Origin of the sequence: Alteromonas sp. Mac1 (assembly GCF_001562125.1) — a bacterium.
In the GTDB taxonomy this organism is placed as follows: Bacteria; Pseudomonadota; Gammaproteobacteria; order Enterobacterales; family Alteromonadaceae; genus Alteromonas; species Alteromonas stellipolaris.
On record NZ_CP013932.1, the window covers coordinates 4,568,813 to 4,585,800 of the forward strand.

Sequence of the window (16,988 nt, forward strand, 5' to 3'; positions counted from 1 at the left end):
GATAAGAAATTATTACGGAAATCCGCTGTCATTTCGGTAGGGCTTACAGAGTATTTTGAAGCCAAACACTGCTATTTATGTTGTCATGTTAAGGCAAGTAGCAGTGGTGTTTTGTCTATTAATCGGTATATAAGTCGGGAAAATGAAACTTTGCCATGGCAAGTGTGAGCGCCACCTCATAAACACTTTGTCTAGAAGCATGGTTAAGGGTGAGCAAGCCAATCGCTCCCCCTTTTTGCTTCACATTAGTGGTATTGAATAGTTTATCCATAACAGGCCCCAGCTCTTCGCCTCGCTGTAATGCTTGATATACACTAACGGGTAACGGTAAGTTGGCACTTCGGCCTATCGACATACGCCCACCATTATAAATCGCAACATAAGCAAAGGTAGCAGGGCCGTCTTCGAAAACATCGACACCACCTTCAATAGCCACATACCATGAATCGTTTGTGTCATCTTTGTGCATATCAATAAGTGCTTTTACGCGGTTTACCGCGCCTAGCCGCGTTTCTTCTTCACTCATTGGCTGCTCAGATACCCCACTGGGCACGCCAACTTCGTATACATCGAAATCCTGCTCTAAGGTAATAGATAAAGTGATGTGCGCCGCATTCACCTTAACGGGGTTTTTCGATCCTACAAATAGCTTACTTAGCATGTTTACCTCCTTCGTCGCTAGAGACAGGGTTTGCCAAAATATCATCTAACATTAGGCGATAGTCGGTAACAGCAGGAAATTCGGTAATGTTACGGTGAGGTAACGTATGATCTGGGTTATCAACTGCAAGGAGATGCTGTATGCCGAATTCCTTGGCTGCATCTAAAATTCGGATTGTATCGTCTACAAACAAGGTTCGCGCTGGATTAAAGTTTAAGCGTGCATGCAGCTTTTGCCACAGCAACTGCGACTCCTTAGTGACACCAAACTCATGGGTTGAGATTAAGTTATCGATATGCGCGTCTAACTGAGTACGCTCTATTTTTAGCGATAAGCTACCTGGGTGCGCATTAGTAACTAACACTACCTCGCGACCAGACTGATGCAGCGCCTCTAAAAAAGGGACGGTGTCGGGGCGAATTTCAATAAGGTGCGCCAACTCACGCTTTATCGGCATAATATCGATATCCAGTGTTTCTGCCCAATAGTCGAGGCAATACCACTGAATTTGACCGTGCACTTTTTCATAATGCGAGGCCATCATGTCACGACATTCTTGTTCCGGAATACCTTTGATTTCAGCCAAACGCGTTGGCAAATGGTCTAGCCAAAACCGGTTGTCGTAGTGCAAATCCAGTAGGGTGCCGTCCATATCCAGCAACACCGTATCAATTTCATTCCAGGGCAGAAAGGGCAAGCGATTTTCCTTATAATGAAGTAAGCTAGTTACAGTAGGTATGATAACAAAGTTGTAGCAAGAGACATGCGAAAAATTGACCCGAACAAGCCGTTACCGCAAATTCACAATCGGGAAATTGTTGCCCAAAGTAAGCTTTTTCGCGTAGAGCGCCTAGACTTAGAGTTTTCTAATGGTGCAACGCGAGAGTTTGAACGGATGGCAGGAGGCAATCGTGGCGCCGTCATGATTGTTCCCATGATTGATAAAGATACCATGGTATTGATTCGTGAATATGCCGCAGGTACTCACTCCTATCAACTTGGCTTTCCAAAAGGCCTTATCGATCCTGGCGAGTCCGCCCTTGAAGCCGCCGATAGAGAATTGAAAGAAGAAGCAGGTTTTGGTGCAAATGACCTGATTGAATTACACAAAGTTAGCATGGCACCTACCTTTTTTAATGCCAACATGACCATTGTAATAGCAAGAGATTTATACCCTGAACAACTAGAGGGTGATGAACCAGAGCCATTAGAAGTCATTCACTGGCCACTTGCTGAGGCAGACGCGTTACTGGCGCGTGAAGATTTTATAGAAGCCCGCTGTATCGCTGCGCTGTTACTTGCTCAAAAATGGTTGAAGGACCAATAGATTATGCCCGATGAACACCCCCACAGCGAACTATTAGAACTCGCAAAAACCGTAGCCGTTGAAGCCGGCGAAGCTGTGCTTAAAGTGTATGATAAAGGCGATTTTGACGCTTACCAAAAAGAAGACGATTCTCCAGTTACTAGCGCCGACTACCTTGCCAACGATATTATTGTTAAACGCTTAAGCGACGCCACCCCCGACATTCCTATTCTGTCTGAAGAAAATAAGCATGCTAGCTTAGAAGAGCGAAAGGACTGGCCACGTTATTGGCTTATTGACCCTATCGACGGTACGCAAGAATTCATTGCCAGAAGCGGTGACTTTGCGGTGAACATCGCGCTTATTGAAAACAATCAGCCCAAAATTGGGGTTATCTTTTGGCCCCCAGGCCAATCGCTGTACTTTGCTGAAAAAGGTAAAGGGGCATTTAAATCGTCACCCGACGGTGAAGAGAAGATTGCCGTACGTAAGCTTGACGACCCTAAAAACAGCGTGGTTATGATTGCCATTAGTCGTAGGCAAAGCCGTGAAAAAGTATTAGGCCGTATGTGTGCAAAGCGGGTTTATCAAACCCTGCCATTAGGCAGCTGTTCACTGAAAGCCTGCTTTATTGCAGAAGGTAAGGCCGATGTATTTATGCGAATTGGCGTAACCGGCGAGTGGGATACCGGCGCATCGCAGTGCATCGTATCTGAAGCCGGAGGCAGTATTGCTGCCGCGAACTTCGAACCGCTTACGTATAATCAACGACATTCGTTAGAGAACCCAGATTTTGTAGTAATGGGCGATCAAAGAGTGCCATGGAAAGATGTTGTCCAGTATAATGATTTTGTAAACCCTCATCGTAATTAACACGTTAGGTTATTTGGTCTATGCCATCTTCGAGTAGTCTCGAGTGGACATTATTATTTTTTAAAGGAGTAATATTATGGTGACGACACGTATTCGTAGGGTAACAACTGCCTTGCTTGCATGCGGTCTTGCGTTTCCTGCACTTGCTGACTGGAACCTAGATGGCGACACCAGTGTTTTGCATTTCCTTTCTACCAAGAATTCACAAATTACCGAAGTACATAAATTCGATAGTTTTGAAGGCAGTTTATCTAATGCTGGAAAATTGCGTGTTACGGTTAATTTGGCGTCGGTAAATACGTCAATTGATATTCGTAATACTCGTATGCAAGACATGCTATTCAACGTGGCAGAATTTGCAGAAGCTACTTTCGATGCAACCTTACCTGAGTCAATGCTAAATTTAGCCGATGGCGAAGTGACCAGCGGCAAAGTTGATGGCATTTTAACGCTGCATGGTATGGCAGTTCCTACTAGCTTTTCAGTAATGGCGAGCAAGGTAGACGCCGACACGTTAACGGTTTCAACTACCGCGCCTACGCTAATTAAAGCGGAGTCTTTCGGATTAACAGCAGGTATTAAAGCATTGCAAAAAATTGCAGGGCTTAAAAGTATTACTACCACGGTGCCGGTTTCTTTCTCCGTCACTTTCACGCAGTAAGCACGCCTTTTTCAAAAGAGCCGGGGCTTTACCTTTAAAGTAAAGCAGCCCGGCTTTTTTGTGCCTACCTATTTATGTTCCGCGCTTTTAGCTGCTAGTCCTAGCTACGCGCTTACGCACATAAGATACTAGGCGTTATTAACCAATGCTGGACGCATAGGAAGTGGCTTTTCGCTTAACACTTGCTCAGGCATGGTTACCCATAAGCTTTCAGGGAGCGCAGGCTCTTGCGCCTTGTACTGAGACAACGCGAAGTAATTCATAGCGACACGTAAACGTTTAAGGGCGATGCATTCATCCACTTCTTGGTCGATAACAAACACGCCCCATTTGCGCATTTGTATACCTAAATTGTCACTGCTCGTAATACGAATAACCGGCGCAGCCAGTACCATTCCAATTAACACAGGTAGCAACCACATAAATAGCGACGGCGTGAAGTAGAAGGTTGTTACGCCCCACATCACTGCTAGGCAACTCATAAGCTGCGTATGTTTGAAGGCAACACTCCAGGGTACTTTTTTACCTTCACGCTCTTGTGCTTCCCATTTAACCGAGTGCCCAACAAACACGCTTATTACGAAGAAGCTATGATAAAACATCATGAGCGGCGCAATAAGAATGGCCATGGTAATTTCTGCAACTGCGCTTTTCAGCAACGACATAGCACCACCAAACTCTTCTCTGCGTTTAATTAAGGCAAGCACGATACCTAACACCTTCGGTAAGAAGAGTAGTGCAGCAGTACCCCACATAGTCACCATCATCATATCTTGACGAGCTACCTGCCAACTTGGGAATAACTGATATTCAGATACAAAGAAGTCAGGTACTGACGTGGCACGAATAAGAGCATCAGCTGTACCTAGCGCAAGCATGCAAAATAATACCAGCGATGAAATATAAGCAAACGCACCAAACAAAAAGTGAAGACGGTTAGCCGCTTTTAGGCCTTTCACATTTAGCAATCCTAAATGCTGGATATTACCTTGCACCCAACGACGGTCACGAATAGCGTAATCCACAATGTTGCTAGGTACCTCTTCATAGCTGCCCGTCGTATCGGTCAGTAAATAGGCATGCCAGCCTGCACGGCGAAGCAGCGCGGCTTCAACAAAGTCATGACTTAGAATTTCACCACCAAACGGGGCACTGCCTTCTAATTTCGGTAAGCCACAATGCTGCATAAAGGGCGCAATTCGAATAATCGCGTTATGACCCCAATAGTTGGCGCTGTCTGTTTGCCAAAATGACAAACCTGTTGCCAACATTGGGCTGTAGAGGTGCGCAGCAAACTGCACAAAACGGCCAAAGAAGGTATTTTGACGTACTGGCATAGGGATAGTTTGAACTAATGCAGTATCTGGGTTTTGTTCAATACGGCGGGCTAAATCTAACATTCGCTCACCAGTCATTATGCTATCGGCATCCAGCACAATCATAGATTCGTAATTCGCGCCCCAGCGTTCGCAAAATTCTTTTAAGTTACCCACTTTGCGATGAAGATTCTTTTCCCGGCGACGATAAAATACCTGTGATGCGTAGTTACCTAAACGCTTGGTCATACGTTGCCATGCGCGAAGCTCGGCATCCGCTTTGTTTTGGTCGCGGGTGTCACTTAACATGTAAAAGTCGAAATGATCAGCCTGTGGCGTATTCATTAACTCACGTACACAAGCTTCGAAGCCCACCATAATTCGGCGCGTATCTTCATTATATACTGGCATTACCACCGCATGGCGCTGGCTTAATTGTGCGGCTTCATCAGGCTTGCTTTGCTTTTTACGCAAGCTTAAAGGGTCAATATTAAACAGTTGAAGAACAAACCCGATAATACCGGTCCAAAAGGCCATACAAAGCCACGAGAACAGCATTAAGCCTAAACCAAGTTGAGCCATTTCAAGTTTAGTTAACCCATTAGGAAGAAAAATTTCATAAAGGCTCCAACCGGCCAAAGCCGTACTCGGAAGCACTAAAATTGCCATTATAAATAAGCGCATGTGCACTCCTGTCGTGATGAATCGATCACGCTTTGTTGAGGATTTAGGGGAAATGGAAGCATTACTTGGGTTGATAGACATAATTCCAAACCTCACTGATACGTTTGCCATCTAGCTCGATATAAGCACGCATATCTACCGTGCTCTTGTCTTTAGGCTTAAGAAGAAAAGTGGCGCGCCATTCTTTACCTTCATTAACGGGGTAAAGGCGCTGCTGAGAAATTGCACCATTGCTACCTTGCACAATAAGCTTGGTAGTGTCTGGGTCGAAGCTTGTAACCGTGTTTTCATTGGCTGACGTGTCTGGTGTTGTCAGTTCAGGTGCTGCCAGTTCAGGTGAAGAGAAGTCGGGAGAAGAAAAATCAACAATAAAGCGGCGCTGAGTCTGCTTCGCTTCATCTTTTACTTTCTCGCCAGGTAACGACGGCTGGCCTTGGCGTGAGCGAATAACGGTTGCCAACTCGCTAACAAATGCGTTTCGCTCTACCGTTTTTAACGTATAAGCAAAATAACGAGATTCACCACTAAGTAACGGCGCTTCAGGCACCCAATACGCGACAATATTATCGTGCGTTTCAGAGTTAGTCGGTATTTCTACCACCTCTAATCGGCCTTTCTCAAATCCTTCGGTTGGGGTTACCCAAAGGCCTGGGCGAATATGGTAGTTTGCTTCAGCATCCAAATAATTGCCCCATTCACCGTCGCGCTGCAACATACCAAAACCTTTCGGCGCACTGTCACTTAACGAGGTGATTTGTAGCCTTGCAGGGTTAGTTAGTGGGCGCCAAATCTCTTCATCGGCATGGGTTACCATCAACACACCGTCACTGTCATGTACTTCAGGGCGGTAGTCGTCGGGGCGTTTTTCACTGTTTTCGCCATAAAGAAACATGCTGGTAAACGGGGCGACTCCTAGCTTTTCTACGTCTTCACGGGCAAACAACCAGCTTTGCACATCAACTTCAGTATCAATGCCTGGCTCAATAACAAACTTGTACGCACCGGCCACTGACGGACTTTCTAAACGCGCATAAATTGTAATAGGCTGGCCTTCTTTAGGCTCAATTAGCCAAAATTCGGTAAAGTGAGGAAACTCTTCCCCTTTCGTTAAGGCAGTATCAATGGCAAGCCCGCGAGCAGAAATACCATATACTTGGTTCTTACCCACTAAACGAAAATAAGAGGCCCCTAAAAATACGGCAAACTCATCTTTATATGTTTCGTTCTTCAACGGGTAATGCACGCGAAAGCCTGCAAACCCTGTTTTATCGTTAGTTAGCCCGGCTAGCGACGCTGCTTTGTCATCATAGCGAAACATGTCGCTTGCAAAGGGAATACGCTGCGCGCTATTAGATTCATCGATAGTATGAACTGTTACAGGCAACTCATAGAGAAATCCGGGGTGGAAAAACTGTACTTCGTAGTCATTCTCGCCATTCCACAAGCTTTTATCAGGATTAAAGCGGATAGCTCGATAAGTTTGATAATCAATTGATTTTAACCCGTCATCGAGACCATGATCGTTTTGCTCATAGCCTTGCTCGGCAGACGCTTTTGCGGCATCGATAACAGATTGAAGAATAGGGGATGCATCATGAGGTTCATTGCTATCACTTACTCCTTCAGCATTGATCACAGGTGCTACTAATAATGACAGCACACTGGCAATCACAACCGCAACGCGAGAGAAAAGTGACATAGGGCCTCGCTTAGTATCTTTACTGACGCTCGTCACGCCATCAAAGCGGTCTTGTTTAAACTCTTGGTGCATGTCGTTATCTCCATGAATTAGGGCTATGCCAAAACACGTTCAAAAAAGCCACCAGCTAACTCCGTAGATGAATGCCCAAAGGTACTTTTTTGATAGGAACCTCGCTGACCCGTAAAGGAAGAAGAACTGGGTAGCGAATTAACCGCGCTTGAACTCACTAGAGCAATTGCAAAGAATGATCCAACTTATCCAAAAGGGGTTAAATAACCATCAATCGCCATCTTTTCAAACATTTACAAACGGTATTATTGAAATGAAGGGCGCTCTTATACTGTGTAAAAAAGGACTAAACATTAGACGAAAGGATATAGTGTTGTTTTTTAGATACACATTTCCCGCATTTTATTGTTCAGATAATCAGCGCTATTTCATAAATCTAGTTCGGTGATAAAAAGCGGTCGTAGGTAAAAATCACTATCTTTCTGTTAGTTAAAGAAAAATCGTATATTTAAACATCAGGCAATAACGTAATTGGCAAACCCTTTGCAAAACTAACTTCAGATTTAACAATGGAATTCGCGATACTTGTTTGCACAGCACGATGCACAGGTACGCAAAATTTGAAGCGCAGGTATTTTTTCTTTCTGCGATAAATAGGAGTTTTTTCAATGCGTAAAGCAATCACTTTACTTACAGCACTTACCGCTACCGCAGCCTCTGTTGCTTCTTTTGCAACGTTAGCTGAGTCTCCAGACTGGCGTTATGTAGAAGGTGGCTATAGCAAGATGGATTTTGACGATAACGAATCATTCGAACCAGATGGTTTCGTACTAAGCAGCAAATATCTACTACACAGCAATATTTATTTAAACGGTGAATACAGCAACTTTGAAGAAGGCAATTTCGATTTCGATATGCTAACGCTAGGTGCTGGTTACAGAATGCCGCTTAACGCGACTACCGACGCATACTTCGGTGCCAACTTTGAGCGTATCGATGGCGATTTCGATGATGAGACAGGCTACAGCGTAAATGCGGGCGTTCGTTCTATGGTGACTGAGCAGGTAGAGCTTCTGGGCGAAGTAGGTTACTACGACGTTGAAGATGGCGATGCGACGTTTAAAGTAGGTGCAAACTATTACGTCACTCCTCAGTGGGCCGTAGGTGCCAGCTACAAGCTAATGGATGACTTAGACATCATGCAGGTAACTGCACGCTACAGTTTCTAAACCTTTCTCGTTTTTGGGATGCTCTCCTAAAGAAAGGTAGCCGGGTCACTCGCCCGGCTTTTTTTGGTCTTCAATTTGAGCTTATGCGATTTTAGGCGCTTTTTTATTGAACAATTTCTTATCAAAATTGGTTAGTGAGCAGTTTGTTATTGAAAAACCTAAGGCACTTCTACTCTTCTTGAGCAGACTCACTTTCGGATGTCACATCGCCTTTTGGTCTGATATCCACACTCTCGTGAAGCTCTGAATACACTAGCACCGCCTCGTTGCTTTTAAGGGCATTTAACACCTGTGTTACTTTGGTTTCCATACTGACGTCTTCAGCGCCGTACTCTGTGCCTTCTCGCAGCACAAATGCTTCCACTAAACTGTGTAAGGTCTCAGTATCAACCGCATCGATTGGAATTATCATCTTTGCCTCCAGAAAAAATGAGTTCACGCTAACTATTATGCGTGAATTAAAGCCAGCTAACGTGCTAATAAATTAGAAAACTTACACGTAGGGCGTGTTGGGGTTAATGGGTAATACATCGCTAACGTATCTTTTTACCCTTTCATGCAGCCACACTTTGGGGCTAAACACTGAACCCTGCATAAAACCAACATGGCCACCACGCTCACTAAGTTCAAGGGTAACATTGCGCGCTAATTCTTCTTCTTTAGGCACCACTAAATGGTTCATAAAGGGGTCGTCAATACTGTGCAACACAAGCGTAGGGCAGTGAATAGCACTTAAGAAATGGTACGCACTGCATTTCTCGTAATAGTCATTTGCATCTTCGAAACCATGCAAGGGCGCAGTGACTTTTTCGTCAAATTGCGCAAAGCTGGTAATGCTATCAACATCATCACCCGTTAATTGGATAAGTTTACGATAGTCGATAAACGACATTTTTTTGCGCAGTGTGGTTTTTATGCTGTTTAAAAGGTATTTCTGATATACCCGCGAGAAACCGTGGTTAATTGATTTGGCACATTCCGACAGCTTCAACGGTGATGATATAGCAATAGCCGCATTCAACCATTTTTGTGCTGGGTTCTCGCCAAGCAGCTTTAACAGCATGTTCCCGCCAAGAGAAAAACCCACAGCGACTTTAGGGATCTGGGGGAATTTTTGGTTTAGCCAATCAAGAAAAAAGCTTGGATCGCCGGTCTCGCCAGAATGGTAACCTCTTGGCTTTAAATTCGGTACACCGCTACAGCCACGATAATGCATCATCACTACTTGCCAGCCATTCACCGATAAATTGGCCATCATATCGTTGGCATAATGTGAGCGAATGCTGCCTTCAAGGCCATGGAACATCACAATAATGCCTGAGGGTTCTGCGGGCTTTGGCCCCCACGCAACGTCGACAAAATCGTCATCAGGCAGTGTTAAGCGTTCCATGCTGTATTTTAGCGGTAAGCGTTTTTGAATGAAGCGCGGCCATATAGTTTGAACATGACGGTTCTTTGCCCAGCTTGGCACCCGAAAACTGCTTTTTATAATCTTTCCATGCGATAACGCGATTTTGCTCATGATGTTTTCTTATTGTTATTTTACGACAACTGCTTCAGTAGCTGGCTGATTAACTCGCGGGCTTCCTGTTTTTCTCGTAGCCCATACGCATTAATAAGTGCAGCGATAGAGGCATTAAACACACCTGACATACTAGAGGCGCCTGAAGGTAAAGATGCCAAACCAAGGCTATTTACCGTTTCTACGATAATAGCTTGTTGCGCTTTTTCTAAAACTAACTCGTCATCTTTTAGCTGATTGTATTTCGCCAAGGCCTGCGGGTAGTTTGCATCTTGCTTGCCTTCTGGCTTCGCTTGCTTTCGCTCAAGCCGATGCTGCTTAAGGGTGTGTTCTGATGCTTCAACGGCGTTTATCACCGCGTTTAACTGAGGTAAATTGATAATATAACCGTGCTCAATACACCAGCATATCAACAAAAGTATATTTACGTTAACACCATGGCGGTCTTGCAACAAAATGGCCAGTGGCGCTACATCGCCTTTGCCGTAGCGACTGCCCGCGTACTGCCAAAAGTCCTCTGCATTTACAATAGCATTATTGTGCTTCATAGCTTGCGCGCTGCGCCTCCATTTGCTCTTGTGCATCAAGCCATTGCATCTCTTCTTCTTCAAGCTGCTGAGTAAGCTTTGCTTGCTTATCTAGCAACTGCATTAGCTCGGCTTTCTTATCATCATTATACAAGCTTGTGTCTGACAACGATGTTTCAAGGGTTTTCAGCTCGCTTGAACATTTGTCCATGGCCTTTTCATGTTTCTCTAAGGCTTTTTTCAGCGGAGCAACTTGCTTCCTAAACTCTGCTTCTCGGCGCTTTTCTTCTTTGCGATCGATTTTACGCTCGCTTACAGCGCTTGCACCTTCATTTAACGCTTTCGCATCGCTATTGGCTTTGGCTTTTTCTGCGGCTTGTTGCTTTAAAATCCAGTCGCGATAATCGTCTAAGTCGCCTGTGAAAGCCGCTACTTCGCCGCTATCTACTAAGTAAAAGTCTTCGCATACCGATGAGAGTAAGAACCTATCGTGCGATACCAACACCATGGCACCTTCAAAGCCTTGCAACGCAATGTTCAACGCATGACGCATTTCTAAATCAAGGTGGTTGGTGGGCTCATCGAGTAACAACAAGTTTGGTTTTTGATACACAATAAGTGCCAGCACTAATCGGGCTTTTTCGCCGCCAGACATAGGCGCAACGGCTGACAGTGCTTCGTCACCGTTAAAACCAAAACCACCTAAATAATCTCGCAATTGTTGTTCGGTGGCTTTTTCGTCTATGCGCTGTAAGTGCAAAATAGGCGTAGCGTTAGGATCGAGAGTTTCTAGTTGATGCTGAGCAAAGTAACCAATTTTAAGGCCCTTGGCAGTATCAAACACACCTTGTTTGGGGGCATGTACACCGGCTAATAACTTGATAAGAGTAGATTTACCTTGCCCGTTTCGCCCCAATAAACCAATACGACTTCCTGGCACCAAGTTCAGCTTCACTTGCTGCAAAACAATATGATCATCATAACCTAACTGTACATGTTCCATTTGTACAAGAGGGTTAGGCAGTGCAGCAGGTGGAACGAACTCAAAACTAAATGGGCTAGCCGCATGCGCAGGTAACAAGGTTTCCATTTTTTCGAGTTGTTTAATACGACTTTGTGCTTGCTTTGCTTTACTCGCTTTAGCTTTAAATCGAGTAATAAAAGAGGTTAAATGCGCCACTTTTTGCTGCTGCTTTTCAAACTCTATATTCTGCAAACGAAGTCGCTCGGCGCGCTGCCTTTCAAAGGCAGAATAGTTACCGGTATAGGTAATCAGCTGTTGCTGCTCAACACTGATAATTTGCGCGACTGTGTTATCAATAAACGCCTTATCGTGAGAAATAAGTAACAAGGTACCTTCGTAGCGCTGTAACCACTTTTCTAGCCAAATGACGGCATCTAAATCTAAGTGGTTCGTGGGCTCATCAAGCAATAATAAATCAGAAGGACATAGCAATGCTTGCGCCAAGTTAAGGCGCATACGCCAACCACCAGAGAAATCGGTAACCGGTGCGGTAAGCTGAACATTAGTAAAGCCAAGCCCTGATAGAATAGTCGCGGCTCTTGCTTCAACATCGTAAGCGCCGGCTTGCTCTAGTTGGCCATGAATTTTACCAATCAGTACGCCGTCTTCGTCTTGCTCAGCTTGCTGAAGCTGCGCTTGTAAACGGCGAAGATTTTTATCACCATCAATAACGTATTCTATTGCGCGCCTGTCGGTGGCAGGGGTTTCTTGTGCAACACTCACTATGCGCCAATCAGCAGGTACTACACAGTCGCCTGCATCTACTGACATTTCGTTGCGCAGTAAGGCAAACAAGGTCGATTTACCACAACCATTGCTCCCTATAAGGGCGACTTTATGGCCTGGAAATACCTGCGCTGATGCACTTTCTAGCAGCACTTTTCTGCCACGCATTAGCGATACGTTGGTAAGCTTTATCATTCATAACCTTCGCGGGAACAATTTAGGTCGCGTATAATAGCAAATTCCTATCAAAATCTGATCAGGAAATGGCTTTTCACGGTATAATACTGAGTAAATTACGTTTAGAGAGCTGCAATGCAAAAATCGATTAAACGCCGCTTTGTTGCAGGCGCTACCTGCCCCAAATGCCAAGAGTTAGATACTATCTCGCTATATTACGAAAATAACGTAGAAAAGCTAGAGTGCGTAGCCTGTGGTTACAATGAAGCGCAAACCGAAGAACAAGTGAGTGCGGCTACCCGAGAAAACGAAAACGTTATTGGCATTTTCAAACCTCACTAACGTTACCGCAATAGCGCTCATTTCTATTTTTGCGCTAGGTACTACATGATAGCTACTAGCTTCTCACTCACGGTATTCGCTAGCAGTAACTATTACGCATAATGTGAAGATACCGCCCATGTTAGCCTTATCTTTACATTATCTGAAACAGTAAATTTTATGCTTAAAACCCCACCAACCTACTGATTTTAATATACTTGCAGCATCAAACAACTCACATCTTCTATTTATATTCGACGGCATAAATCTTGAAATACTTCTCTAAAGGAGTATTTATGAAAACCGCAAATCGTTACCTATTTATTTCACTCGCCACCATACTTGGGCTACTCATTATTATTCGTATGAGCATGCCTTATGCAGCGCAGTGGTATATCAATAAAACACTCAGTCAGCCGGGGGAATACAGCGGCCGAGTAGGTGACGTAGATTTAATGCTATGGCGCGGGGCTTATAGTTTAGAGCATGTATTGTTGTACAAGTCTAATGGACAGGTAGACAAGCCATTGTTTCGCGCCGAAAAGGTTGAGTTCACATTAAACTGGAGCCAGCTGATTAAAGGTGCGGCAAGCGGAACGGTGAATCTTACTCGCCCTGAAATTAACTTTGTCGATGGTGCCACCAGCGACAACAGCCAAGCGGGTAAAAACGAAGATTGGCTTAACATTGCAAATCAACTATTCCCACTACGTATTGATAGGCTTAGTGTTACTGATGGAAAGATTGGTTTTTATAACCCAGAAACCTCGCCTGTGATTGATATCTCGCTGCACGATATTCAAGGTGAAGTAACAAATTTGGTAAACAGCGATGCGCTATCTGACAATCGGGTGGCTAACGCTTTAGTGACTGCGCAAACCGCTCAGCAAGGTACATTGAAGCTTGAAGCTAAGCTCAACCCTGCCACACAAAAACCCACTTTCGATCTCAATCTACAAGCCGATAACGTGGCACTCGTTAACTTTAAAAACCTGCTGGATACCTACGCGCCATTTGACCTAGAGGCTGGTTCACTTACACTGGCTGCCGAAGTAGCTGCCGACGATGGTAAAGTAAAGGGTTACATAAAACCAATACTGCACCATGTAGAAGTATTTTCATGGAAGGGCGATATTGAGCAAGATGGTGATGGCCTACTTGAAGGTACCGTAGAGTTATTGTCAGCGTTTGTCACTGAGATATTTGAAAATCAGAGTGAAGATCAAGTAGCTACTCGTATTCCTATAGAAGGGGATTTGAGTAGCCCAGACACTGATGTGTTTAGTGCGCTAAGCGCCATTATTAAAAACGCCTTTATTCAAGCTATTAACGGCGACATTGAAGAGTCGGTAGAGCTACAGACTTTGTCTGAACCCGCACTGCCGGATTCAACAAAAACCGCAAACTCAAATAGCCAAAGCGCTAAACCCGATACTCGCTAGCTTTGTATGTTCTCGGGTGTATCAATAATGAGGAGGCGGTGTTTCTTCCGAGTCTTTGGCCATATTTGAAGGCTCAATTGACTTAACCTTGTCGATAACGTGACGTAACTTATAGGTAAGCTCATCGAGTTGCTGCTGCTGCGAAGACAACGCTTCGTTTAACGCTTCAATAGTGTGCTCTTGAAACGCTATTTTCGTTTGGAGCTCTTCAATACTATTGTTCGTACTATCGAGTTCTGCTCGAAATGCGACGCTGTCAGTACTGCTGTTTTTATCTGTCATAATTTACTCTATTTACTGCGTTGCCATACTTCGGCAAGACCACTGCTGCTTTCTGTCACAATATTACCATCGGACATAAAGCCAACGCCATAAACAACTGCAGTTGGGGGTGAAACTGTATCTCGTGATGCAACCTGCCAAGCATCCACTTCTTTTCCACTCTTTAAATCCCATAAATACACTTGACGTGATGGTGAACCTGTTAGTAAATACTTACCATCATCAGAAAATACAGCATCAGTGAAGATTTTCTGCCTCGCAATAAAACTCAGCCCGCTAATTGCCTCGCCTGTTTGTACGTTCCACACTTGTGACTTATCTTGGCTATCGGCAGTAAAGGCAAAGCGGCCTTTGTCATCTAGCGCCACTTTGGTTACCCGAGAAGGATGCGTAAAGGTGTGAATTATTTGCCCTGTATCGGTGCTCCATAAATACGCGATATAGTCGTTTCCACCGGTGAGGGCAAACTTGCCATTTGGAGAAATGTCGATAGAGTTCACTTTTTCTTGATGGCCCAAAAACTCTAACCTGCGCTGGGTTTTAGGCTCGAAAAACATGACTTTACCGTTAGAGCGAGCCACCAAGATACCATTACCATTATTCGAAATGGCCACATCCCGAATAGATGCTTCGTCAATACGCCAAAAGCCAATAGGGTCGCCGGTTTCAATACTCCAAAGCGCAAACGCTTCTCTATCAGCAGTAACCACATGGGTATTGTCGGCGGATATATGTAACGAAATGACTAAATTATTACCTTCACCTTGATGACTCCATTGATACAGGGGCGTTTCCTCGCCTATTCGCCACACATTAATGCCATTGTTAATGCCTGATACAACAGAAATAGTGCCATCCGCCGAAATGTCAGCTGCATAGGCTCCCTCTTCAACGTGCCGCCATTGCTTAATTGGCGTGGTCTCAGGGAAGCTACATCCTATAGATCCACTTATTAATAAGGTGAGTAACAATAATCTGGGGAACATTTGAGCCCTAAACATAATCAAATAGGTTTCGCTTTGTGAATGCTAGGTTTAACATAGCATGGATCACGCATCTTTCACTATCGTGCAGACTGCCTTGGATGCAGCAGTTTAAACATAGACGCATGATGATAAAAATTTATGGAGACGTTTTATGCAGAAGTCGCTTGTTGCCTTATCTACTATTGCTGCCCTAGGCCTTTTTGCCTGTCAGCCAAATACCTCTGATGAGGCCGCTACTACCGGCACTGACATCGCTGAAACCGCCGATGTTTCAACTGAATCAATGACAGACGTGCAAAAACAAGCATACGCTATGGGTGCCAGCATGGGCTTGTTCGTGAGCAACCGCGCACAACAGCAAGAGCAACTGGGCTTTCCGCTAGATGAAGCTGCGTTAAAAGAAGGCTTTGAAGATGGCCTTAACGACACATTGAAATTTACCCCACAAGAAATTCAGCAAATTGCTCAGCAAGGTGAAGAAGTACTTCGTGCTAAGCAACAAGAAATGGCGCAAAAAGCCGCACAAGATAATATTGAAGCCGGCGCGGCGTATCTAGAAGAGAACGCGAAGAAAGATGGCGTAACCACCACAGAGTCTGGCCTTCAGTATGAAGTGTTAGAAGAAGGTGAAGGCGCAAGCCCAGCAGCTGAAGACATCGTTAAAGTTCACTACCGTGGTACATTGCTAGACGGTACTGAGTTCGATTCTTCTTACAAGCGTGATGAGCCAGCTCAATTCCCACTTAACCAAGTTATTCCTGGTTGGACTGAAGGCGTTCAGCTTATGAAAGAAGGCGCGAAGTACCGCTTCCATATCCCTTCTGATTTAGCTTATGGCGAACGTGCTACCGGTTCAATTACGCCTAATTCAACGCTAATTTTTGACGTTGAATTGCTAGAAATCATTAAAGAAGAAGCTGCTGAGTAATATCACGCAGCGCTTCAATCCCGCGTAGCGGCTACGTTTTGCGTTCGCCACTACTAATAAAAGCCGATACTTTTTAAAGTGTCGGCTTTTTTAATGCGTAAACTGATGGTAGTACTTAAATGAGTGGATGCGCTGCACCATAGCCATTGCTACAAATACAGCAAATGCACACCTTGCGTGGAAGGTGTATTAGACGGTTAGCCATTCGATAACTCGCTATTTATGCAAAAAATCGTGCAAAGTATCGTGCAATATACTGACCACCAATTTAAGTATGACGTGGTGGTGCACGTCGCCGTTCACGCTGTACTTTAAATACCGCAAAGTGATTTAATAGATATTGTCCAATCTTATACATCAACAAGCCTATCACGAGATATCCCGCTGTTATCAGGCTGTCCATACGAACGACAATATCAAGCAAGCCATACAGCACCATTAACGCGCCCGTTAAAAACAGCATGAAGCCAGCAATAGTACCGCCCATTGAACTGTTAGTTGCAGCTTGGCGCCTGTCTACAGGCTTTTTTTCCACCTTTCGTGCATCATCTTCCATTCGAGTTTCCCGCTCATTAGCCGGTTGTTATTTATACTGCGACAACAACCTAAAGG

Annotated in this window: 18 protein-coding genes; 7 read left to right on the plus strand and 11 right to left on the minus strand. The window is 44.6% G+C overall.

The genetic code is table 11. The features are described from left to right. Positions 1–118: 118 nt before the first annotated feature. Complete coding sequence (gene yjjX, locus AV939_RS19360) at positions 119–661, minus strand: inosine/xanthosine triphosphatase (RefSeq protein WP_057795247.1); 543 nt, start codon at positions 659–661, stop codon at positions 119–121. Beyond that, positions 651–1,358 (minus strand): GMP/IMP nucleotidase, encoded by a 708-nt coding sequence (gene yrfG, locus AV939_RS19365; RefSeq protein ID WP_061998093.1) that lies wholly within the window; start codon positions 1,356–1,358, stop codon positions 651–653. Before yrfG ends, yjjX begins: the two co-directional genes overlap by 11 nt. 66 nt (positions 1,359–1,424) lie before the next feature. On the opposite strand from yrfG, the gene nudE reads away from it, so the two are divergent. From nudE to AV939_RS19380, 3 genes are all read left to right on the plus strand, one after another. After that, positions 1,425–1,988: an ADP compounds hydrolase NudE gene (nudE, locus tag AV939_RS19370; protein WP_057795243.1), complete on the plus strand. Its 564-nt coding sequence runs from the start codon at positions 1,425–1,427 to the stop codon at positions 1,986–1,988. A 3-nt stretch (positions 1,989–1,991) separates the two neighbouring features. Beyond that, positions 1,992–2,840 carry a 3'(2'),5'-bisphosphate nucleotidase CysQ gene (gene cysQ / locus AV939_RS19375; RefSeq protein ID WP_057795241.1) on the plus strand — a complete coding sequence of 283 codons (849 nt, stop codon included), beginning with the start codon at positions 1,992–1,994 and terminating at the stop codon, positions 2,838–2,840. A gap of 76 nt (positions 2,841–2,916) precedes the next feature. Further along, positions 2,917–3,501 carry a YceI family protein gene (locus AV939_RS19380; protein WP_061998094.1) on the plus strand — a complete coding sequence of 195 codons (585 nt, stop codon included), beginning with the start codon at positions 2,917–2,919 and terminating at the stop codon, positions 3,499–3,501. A gap of 128 nt (positions 3,502–3,629) precedes the next feature. Here the strand turns inward: AV939_RS19380 and mdoH are convergent, their stop codons facing one another. Both mdoH and AV939_RS19390 read right to left on the minus strand, forming a co-directional pair. Continuing rightward, the gene (gene mdoH / locus AV939_RS19385) at positions 3,630–5,582 is read right to left on the minus strand and encodes a glucans biosynthesis glucosyltransferase MdoH (protein WP_061998095.1); all 1,953 of its coding nucleotides are present in this window, start codon (positions 5,580–5,582) and stop codon (positions 3,630–3,632) included. Then, entirely contained in the window at positions 5,563–7,272 is a 1,710-nt protein-coding gene (locus tag AV939_RS19390) for a glucan biosynthesis protein (protein WP_156454657.1), read from the minus strand. The genes mdoH and AV939_RS19390 overlap by 20 nt, the downstream gene beginning before the upstream one ends. Before the next feature lie 608 nt (positions 7,273–7,880). Here AV939_RS19390 and AV939_RS19395 point away from each other — a divergent pair. Further along, a complete protein-coding gene (locus tag AV939_RS19395; RefSeq protein ID WP_061998096.1) occupies positions 7,881–8,441 on the plus strand; it encodes an outer membrane beta-barrel protein in 561 nt (186 codons plus the stop codon). Between the two features lie 169 nt (positions 8,442–8,610). On the opposite strand, the gene AV939_RS19400 is transcribed toward AV939_RS19395, so the two are convergent. The 4 genes from AV939_RS19400 to AV939_RS19415 all read right to left on the minus strand — a co-directional run bounded on the left by AV939_RS19400 (position 8,611) and on the right by AV939_RS19415 (position 12,435). Then, positions 8,611–8,853: a YheU family protein gene (locus AV939_RS19400; protein WP_061998097.1), complete on the minus strand. Its 243-nt coding sequence runs from the start codon at positions 8,851–8,853 to the stop codon at positions 8,611–8,613. Between the two features lie 81 nt (positions 8,854–8,934). Then, a complete protein-coding gene (locus AV939_RS19405; protein ID WP_061998098.1) occupies positions 8,935–9,963 on the minus strand; it encodes a hydrolase in 1,029 nt (342 codons plus the stop codon). 20 nt (positions 9,964–9,983) lie between these two features. Continuing rightward, a complete protein-coding gene (locus AV939_RS19410; protein WP_061998099.1) occupies positions 9,984–10,511 on the minus strand; it encodes a TIGR02444 family protein in 528 nt (175 codons plus the stop codon). Then, positions 10,498–12,435 carry an ATP-binding cassette domain-containing protein gene (locus AV939_RS19415; protein ID WP_061998100.1) on the minus strand — a complete coding sequence of 646 codons (1,938 nt, stop codon included), beginning with the start codon at positions 12,433–12,435 and terminating at the stop codon, positions 10,498–10,500. Before AV939_RS19415 ends, AV939_RS19410 begins: the two co-directional genes overlap by 14 nt. Before the next feature lie 117 nt (positions 12,436–12,552). On the opposite strand from AV939_RS19415, the gene AV939_RS19420 reads away from it, so the two are divergent. Both AV939_RS19420 and AV939_RS19425 read left to right on the plus strand, forming a co-directional pair. Further along, positions 12,553–12,759 carry a YheV family putative zinc ribbon protein gene (locus tag AV939_RS19420; protein ID WP_057795224.1) on the plus strand — a complete coding sequence of 69 codons (207 nt, stop codon included), beginning with the start codon at positions 12,553–12,555 and terminating at the stop codon, positions 12,757–12,759. Between the two features lie 275 nt (positions 12,760–13,034). Next, on the plus strand, positions 13,035–14,180 hold the full coding sequence (locus AV939_RS19425; RefSeq protein WP_061998101.1) for a DUF748 domain-containing protein: 1,146 nt from the start codon (positions 13,035–13,037) through the stop codon (positions 14,178–14,180). A 21-nt stretch (positions 14,181–14,201) separates the two neighbouring features. Here AV939_RS19425 and AV939_RS19430 read toward each other — a convergent pair whose 3' ends face one another. Beyond that, the gene (locus tag AV939_RS19430) at positions 14,202–14,462 is read right to left on the minus strand and encodes a SlyX family protein (protein WP_061998102.1); all 261 of its coding nucleotides are present in this window, start codon (positions 14,460–14,462) and stop codon (positions 14,202–14,204) included. Between the two features lie 8 nt (positions 14,463–14,470). Continuing rightward, positions 14,471–15,448 carry a WD40 repeat domain-containing protein gene (locus AV939_RS19435; RefSeq protein WP_057795218.1) on the minus strand — a complete coding sequence of 326 codons (978 nt, stop codon included), beginning with the start codon at positions 15,446–15,448 and terminating at the stop codon, positions 14,471–14,473. 151 nt (positions 15,449–15,599) lie between these two features. Here AV939_RS19435 and fkpA point away from each other — a divergent pair, with 151 nt between their 5' ends. Continuing rightward, positions 15,600–16,376, plus strand: coding sequence for an FKBP-type peptidyl-prolyl cis-trans isomerase (fkpA, locus tag AV939_RS19440; protein WP_057795216.1), 777 nt, complete (start codon positions 15,600–15,602; stop codon positions 16,374–16,376). A 268-nt stretch (positions 16,377–16,644) separates the two neighbouring features. Here fkpA and AV939_RS19445 read toward each other — a convergent pair whose 3' ends face one another. Then, positions 16,645–16,932, minus strand: a complete 288-nt coding sequence (locus tag AV939_RS19445; protein WP_057795213.1) for a hypothetical protein — start codon at positions 16,930–16,932, stop codon at positions 16,645–16,647. Between the last annotated feature and the right edge of the window lie 56 nt (positions 16,933–16,988).

Excerpts from the sequence above, each read along its gene's own strand:
- yjjX (WP_057795247.1), bottom strand. The coding sequence starts at position 661 with ATGCTAAGTAAGCTATTTGTAGGATCGAAAAACCCCGTTAAGGTGAAT.
- nudE (WP_057795243.1), top strand. The coding sequence starts at position 1,425 with ATGCGAAAAATTGACCCGAACAAGCCGTTACCGCAAATTCACAATCGG.
- cysQ (WP_057795241.1), top strand. The coding sequence starts at position 1,992 with ATGCCCGATGAACACCCCCACAGCGAACTATTAGAACTCGCAAAAACC.
- AV939_RS19380 (WP_061998094.1), top strand. The coding sequence starts at position 2,917 with ATGGTGACGACACGTATTCGTAGGGTAACAACTGCCTTGCTTGCATGC.
- mdoH (WP_061998095.1), bottom strand. The coding sequence starts at position 5,582 with ATGTCTATCAACCCAAGTAATGCTTCCATTTCCCCTAAATCCTCAACA.
- AV939_RS19390 (WP_156454657.1), bottom strand. The coding sequence starts at position 7,272 with ATGCACCAAGAGTTTAAACAAGACCGCTTTGATGGCGTGACGAGCGTC.
- AV939_RS19395 (WP_061998096.1), top strand. The coding sequence starts at position 7,881 with ATGCGTAAAGCAATCACTTTACTTACAGCACTTACCGCTACCGCAGCC.
- AV939_RS19400 (WP_061998097.1), bottom strand. The coding sequence starts at position 8,853 with ATGATAATTCCAATCGATGCGGTTGATACTGAGACCTTACACAGTTTA.
- AV939_RS19405 (WP_061998098.1), bottom strand. The coding sequence starts at position 9,963 with ATGAGCAAAATCGCGTTATCGCATGGAAAGATTATAAAAAGCAGTTTT.
- AV939_RS19410 (WP_061998099.1), bottom strand. The coding sequence starts at position 10,511 with ATGAAGCACAATAATGCTATTGTAAATGCAGAGGACTTTTGGCAGTAC.
- AV939_RS19415 (WP_061998100.1), bottom strand. The coding sequence starts at position 12,435 with ATGATAAAGCTTACCAACGTATCGCTAATGCGTGGCAGAAAAGTGCTG.
- AV939_RS19420 (WP_057795224.1), top strand. The coding sequence starts at position 12,553 with ATGCAAAAATCGATTAAACGCCGCTTTGTTGCAGGCGCTACCTGCCCC.
- AV939_RS19425 (WP_061998101.1), top strand. The coding sequence starts at position 13,035 with ATGAAAACCGCAAATCGTTACCTATTTATTTCACTCGCCACCATACTT.
- AV939_RS19430 (WP_061998102.1), bottom strand. The coding sequence starts at position 14,462 with ATGACAGATAAAAACAGCAGTACTGACAGCGTCGCATTTCGAGCAGAA.
- AV939_RS19435 (WP_057795218.1), bottom strand. The coding sequence starts at position 15,448 with ATGTTCCCCAGATTATTGTTACTCACCTTATTAATAAGTGGATCTATA.
- fkpA (WP_057795216.1), top strand. The coding sequence starts at position 15,600 with ATGCAGAAGTCGCTTGTTGCCTTATCTACTATTGCTGCCCTAGGCCTT.
- AV939_RS19445 (WP_057795213.1), bottom strand. The coding sequence starts at position 16,932 with ATGGAAGATGATGCACGAAAGGTGGAAAAAAAGCCTGTAGACAGGCGC.